Origin of the sequence: Intestinibacter sp. (assembly GCF_051866655.1) — a bacterium.
Classification (GTDB): Bacteria; Bacillota; Clostridia; order Peptostreptococcales; family Peptostreptococcaceae; genus Intestinibacter.
On record NZ_JBJDXL010000188.1, the window covers coordinates 1 to 5109 of the forward strand.

At 29.0% G+C, this 5109-nt stretch carries 6 protein-coding genes and 1 pseudogene; all 7 read left to right on the forward strand.

Features of this window, described 5'->3' with window-relative positions; genetic code table 11:
• A partial coding sequence (locus ACI3VO_RS05815) for a 4-alpha-glucanotransferase (RefSeq protein WP_439757004.1) occupies positions 1–191 on the forward strand: 191 nt, incomplete at its 5' end.
• Between the two features lie 57 nt (positions 192–248).
• The gene (locus ACI3VO_RS05820; protein ID WP_439757005.1) at positions 249–1283 is read left to right on the forward strand and encodes a LacI family DNA-binding transcriptional regulator; all 1035 of its coding nucleotides are present in this window, start codon (positions 249–251) and stop codon (positions 1281–1283) included.
• Positions 1284–1316: 33 nt separating this feature from the next.
• Positions 1317–2429: an ABC transporter ATP-binding protein gene (locus tag ACI3VO_RS05825; RefSeq protein ID WP_439757006.1), complete on the forward strand. Its 1113-nt coding sequence runs from the start codon at positions 1317–1319 to the stop codon at positions 2427–2429.
• 74 nt (positions 2430–2503) lie between these two features.
• Complete coding sequence (locus ACI3VO_RS05830) at positions 2504–3130, forward strand: YesL family protein (protein ID WP_439757007.1); 627 nt, start codon at positions 2504–2506, stop codon at positions 3128–3130.
• Positions 3131–3266: 136 nt separating this feature from the next.
• Complete coding sequence (locus tag ACI3VO_RS05835; RefSeq protein WP_439757008.1) at positions 3267–3947, forward strand: dTMP kinase; 681 nt, start codon at positions 3267–3269, stop codon at positions 3945–3947.
• A gap of 32 nt (positions 3948–3979) precedes the next feature.
• Complete coding sequence (locus tag ACI3VO_RS05840) at positions 3980–4915, forward strand: ATP-binding protein (protein ID WP_439757009.1); 936 nt, start codon at positions 3980–3982, stop codon at positions 4913–4915.
• Positions 4912–5109: pseudogene (locus ACI3VO_RS05845) on the forward strand (hypothetical protein); the annotation flags it as partial. The gene ACI3VO_RS05840 and the pseudogene ACI3VO_RS05845, both read left to right, overlap by 4 nt.

A 5109-nucleotide genomic window follows, 5' to 3' on the forward strand; every position in this document is an offset into this window, starting at 1 on the left:
TAGCTATGAGAAGTGTGGCTGACACTTGTATTATACCAGTACAAGATGTATTGGGATTAGGAAAATCAGCTAGAATAAATACACCATCTACATTAGGTAACAATTGGAAGTGGAGAATGACAGAGGGTTGTTTTTCTGAGGAACTGATTAAAAAATTAAGAAGGTTAACAAAGTTATACGGAAGAATATAGATTGAATACTTTATATGATTGATTAGAGAAAATTGAATATGAAAGGAAATATCAAATATGAAGCCAATCACAATTAAAGATATAGCAAAAAAATGTGGTGTCGGTGTTAGTACTGTTTCAAGAGCGATTAATAATCATCCTGATATCAGCGAGGAAACAAAGAGCATGATAATGGAAGTCATAAAAGAAAATAATTTTGTTCCAAATAACAGTGCTAGAAACCTAAAATTAGTGCAGACAAAAACTATTGCGGTATTAATAAAAGGTATAGACAATCCATTTTTTCAAAATATGATAAAGGTATTTGAAGAAGAAATACAAAATAGAAAATATACTTTTATATTACAAAGAGTAGATTCTAATCAAGATGAAGTTCAAGTTGCATTACAATTAATAAAAGAAAGAAAACCAAAAGGTATTGTATTTTTAGGAGGATGTTTTTCACATAATGAAGAACTTTTGAAACAGATAACTGTTCCATTTGTGTTAAGTACAATATCTATGATAGAAGATGTAAATAGAGATTTATATTCATCTGTATCAGTAGATGATATAAATGAAAGTAAAAAAGCAGTTGATTGCTTGTGTGATTATGGACACAGGGACATAGCAATTTTAGCAGCACATCCATGGGATAAAAGTATAAGTGGACTTAGAATTGAAGGGTATAAAAAATCATTAAAGGAGAGAAATATTCCTATAAATGAGAATTTAATAAGATATACTTTAAAAAATGAAAATGCATTTACTATGAAAAATGGATATGAGCTTATGAAAGAGCTTCTTGAATCAAATGAAAAGTTTAGTGCCATTTATGCTATTTCTGATAGCATAGCTATTGGTGCTATTAAGGCGATATTAGAAGCAGGAAAGAGAATCCCAGAGGATTATTCTGTTATAGGATTTGATGGATTAGATATAACTTATTACTATAATCCTTCTATAACAACTATACGTCAGCCTGTTGAAGATATGGCAGTGGAAACACTTAATATATTATTTGATTTAATTGAAAATAAATCTGCTAATCAACATAAACTATTCCAAGGTGAATTAATGATAAGACAGTCAATTGCTAAATTAAATAAATAATAATTAATTAGATAATTGAGGGGGATTTGTAATATGGCAAGCCTATCATTAGAAAATATATATAAAATATATCCAAATGGATTTGAAGCAGTAAAGGATTTTAATTTAGAAATAGAGGATAAAGATTTTGTTATATTCGTAGGACCATCAGGTTGTGGTAAATCTACAACACTTAGAATGATAGCAGGTCTTGAAGACATAAGTAAGGGAACTTTAAAAATAGATGGCAAGGTTGTTAATAATGTAGAAGCCAAAGATAGAGATATAGCTATGGTATTCCAAAGTTATGCACTTTATCCACATTTAAGTGTATATGATAATATGGCATTTGGATTAAAACTAAAGAAAGTTTCAAAGGAAGAAATAGACAAAAAGGTAAGAGCTGCAGCAAAAATACTAGATCTTGAAAAATTATTAGACCGTAAGCCAAAAGCTTTATCAGGGGGTCAAAGACAACGTGTGGCTATGGGTAGAGCAATAGTTCGTGAACCAAAGGTATTTTTAATGGACGAACCGTTATCAAATCTAGATGCTAAATTAAGAGTTCAAATGCGTACAGAAATAGCTAAGCTACATGAAAGACTTGGAGCAACAATGATATATGTAACTCACGACCAAACAGAGGCTATGACTCTTGGAACTAAGGTTGTAGTTATGAAGGATGGGGTTATTCAACAAGTCGATACTCCACAAAATTTATATAATTATCCACAAAATCTATTTGTTGCTGGATTTATAGGATCTCCACAAATGAATTTTATGGATGTTACAGTTTGTCAATCTGGGGATAAGGTTACTTTAAAACTAGGAGAATATAAATTTGAAATATCAAATGAGAGAGCTAAAGCATTAATAGATGGTGGATATGTGGGTAAAGTTGTTAGTATGGGAATAAGACCAGAAAACATATACGATCCTAAATCAATAAAAGGTGATAAGCTTGGATGTGAAATAAGTGCAAAAATAAATGTTTGTGAACCACTTGGAGCAGAAACTTATCTATACTTTGATTTAGAAAGTTTCCCAATGACTGCTAGAGTTGATGCAGATATTTTAGCTAAACCAGGTGAAACAGTTAAATTTGTAATGGATATGGATAAGGTTCATATTTTTGATAAAGAAACAGGTATAGTAATAACAAACTAATAATAATAAAATAAAACTGCTATAATTATATATATAGCAGTTTTATTAATATTTTATGAAAGTGGAAGGTTTTTATGGGAAAAATTTTTGATTATGAAAATAAGTTTTTTCAGGCTTTAGAAGGGATAGCTAATATAGTTATTTTAAATTTTTTATTTATAATTTGTTGTATTCCTATTGTCACAATAGGTGCATCGATGACAGCTACATATTCTGTGGCTATGAGCATAGCTGATGATAGAGATCCTTATATATTTAGGGAGTTTTTTAAGAAATTCAAAGAAAATTTTAAACAGAGTACGATAGTTTGGATTATATTATTTTTGGTAGGAGTATTTATAGCAGTTGATTTCTATATATGTAGTTTACTGTCAAATAATATGATAGGTACTGTTCTTAAATTCGTACTTACTTTAGTGAGTATAGTACTTGGTTTTGTAATAATTTATGTATTTCCACTTATATCTAAATTTGAGAATAGTATAAAAAATACTCTAGTAAATGCCATTTTGATTTCAGTTCAAAATTTGCCGTATACAATAGTGATGTTGATTATAAGTTTGCTTCCAATAGGTAGTTTGCTTTTGTTTCCTAATTATTGGGGACAGATAATATTTTTTAATACAGCTATTTCTTATGGTATGGTGGCATATCTAAACTCTATATTTTTGAATAAAATATTGAATAAGTATATAAATTAAGGACCTTAAAAGGTTCTTTTTTCTTTAAAAGATTGGATAACTTTATTTGAATAATGTCTATACTATATTATAATAAGACTAGTAAAAATAAGAATTGAAAATTTTAATAGATAGTATATAGATGGAGGAATTATAAATGAAAGGAAAGTTAATAATTATAGAGGGCTCTGATGGAAGCGGTAAGGCTACACAGACAAAAAAGCTATACGATAGATTAGAAAAAAACAACTACAACATAAAAAAAATAGAATTTCCAAATTACAATTCAGAGTCTTCTGCATTGGTAAAGATGTATCTAAGAGGTGATTTCGGAAAGCACGCTGAAGATGTTGATCCATATGTTTGCTCAACATTTTTTGCGGTAGATAGATATGCATCATTTAAAACAGAATGGGAAGAATTCTACAACGACGGCGGAATAATAATATGTGATAGATATACTACTTCAAATATGATTCATCAAGCATCAAAAATGAAGGTAGAAGAAAGAGATAAATATTTAGATTGGCTAAATGATTTGGAATTTAATCTATATAAAATACCTAAACCAGACTGTGTGATATTCTTAGATGTTCCAGTTGAGATGAGCCAAAAGCTTATGAAGGACAGAAACAATAAAATAACAGGAGAAAGCGAAAAGGATATACATGAAAGTGATTTTGATTACTTAAAAAAATCATATGAAAATTCACTTTATATTGCAAAAAAATACGACTGGCAGAGAATAAATTGTATAAAAGACGACAATATGAGAACAATTGATGATATACATGAGGAAATATATAGTATAGTAGAAGATAAAATTTTAAATAGATAGATTTATCGATTCTCTAAAAATGGAGGAAGAGTATGTATTTTAAAAATATAAAAGGTCAACAATTTGCGAAAAAATACCTGTCAAATAGCTTAAAATCCAACATGATAAGTCATGCATATATGTTTGAGGGACCGAGCGGTGTGGGCAAAAATACACTAGCTAGAGAATTATCGAGAATTTTATTGGAAATGGAAAATCTATTTAATAGCCCAGATTATATAGAGATAAAACCAGACGGAAATAGCATAAAAATAGCTCAAATAAGAAAAATGCAAACGGATATATTAGTAAAGCCATATAAATCATATAAAATATACGTATTTGATGAAGCACAGAAAATGACAGTAGAGGCACAAAATGCGTTGCTTAAAACGCTAGAAGAACCACCAAAGTATGCTATAATAATCCTTGTAACTAATAATAAGGAATCATTGCTAGATACGATAAAATCAAGATGTGAGATTATAAAATTTACGCCAATTCCAATCAAGGAGATAGCGGATTATTTAGTTAAAACTGGTGTAGATGAGAAGAGGGCATTGCTGCTTGCAAACTTTTCAAGAGGAAGCATGCAAACGGCAATAGAGCTTTCTGAATCAGAGGATTTTTATATTATGAGAGAGGAAATCCAAAAGTATATTGAAACCTTCTTAAATGGCGATTTAATAGATATTATAGAGGTTCAAAGCAGTATCGAAAAATATAAAGATCAAATAATAAACGTCTTAGATTTAATGATTAATTATTTTAGAGACATAATAATGGTAAAAGAAAATATCGATAATAGCATGATTATAAATTTAGATAAATTAGTATTTATAAAAAATATGAGTAAGAAAATTACTTATTCTCAACTTTCTAAGATTATTGATATAATAGAAGAGACAAAAAATAAGCTTAGAAGCAATTGTAATTTTAATATTAGCATACAGGTTATGACTTTGAATATATATGAGGTGATTAAATGATAAAAATAGTTGGTGTTAGATTTAAAAACGCTGGAAAAATATATTATTTTGATCCAGTAGATTTTGAAATAGAAAAAAATACTGATGTTGTTGTGGAAACAGCAAGAGGGCTTGAATATGGAAAGGTGGTCGTTGGACCTAAGGAAATTGAAGAGGAAAAAGCGGCAGCAGAAACTCTTGTTGCTGAAAATGAA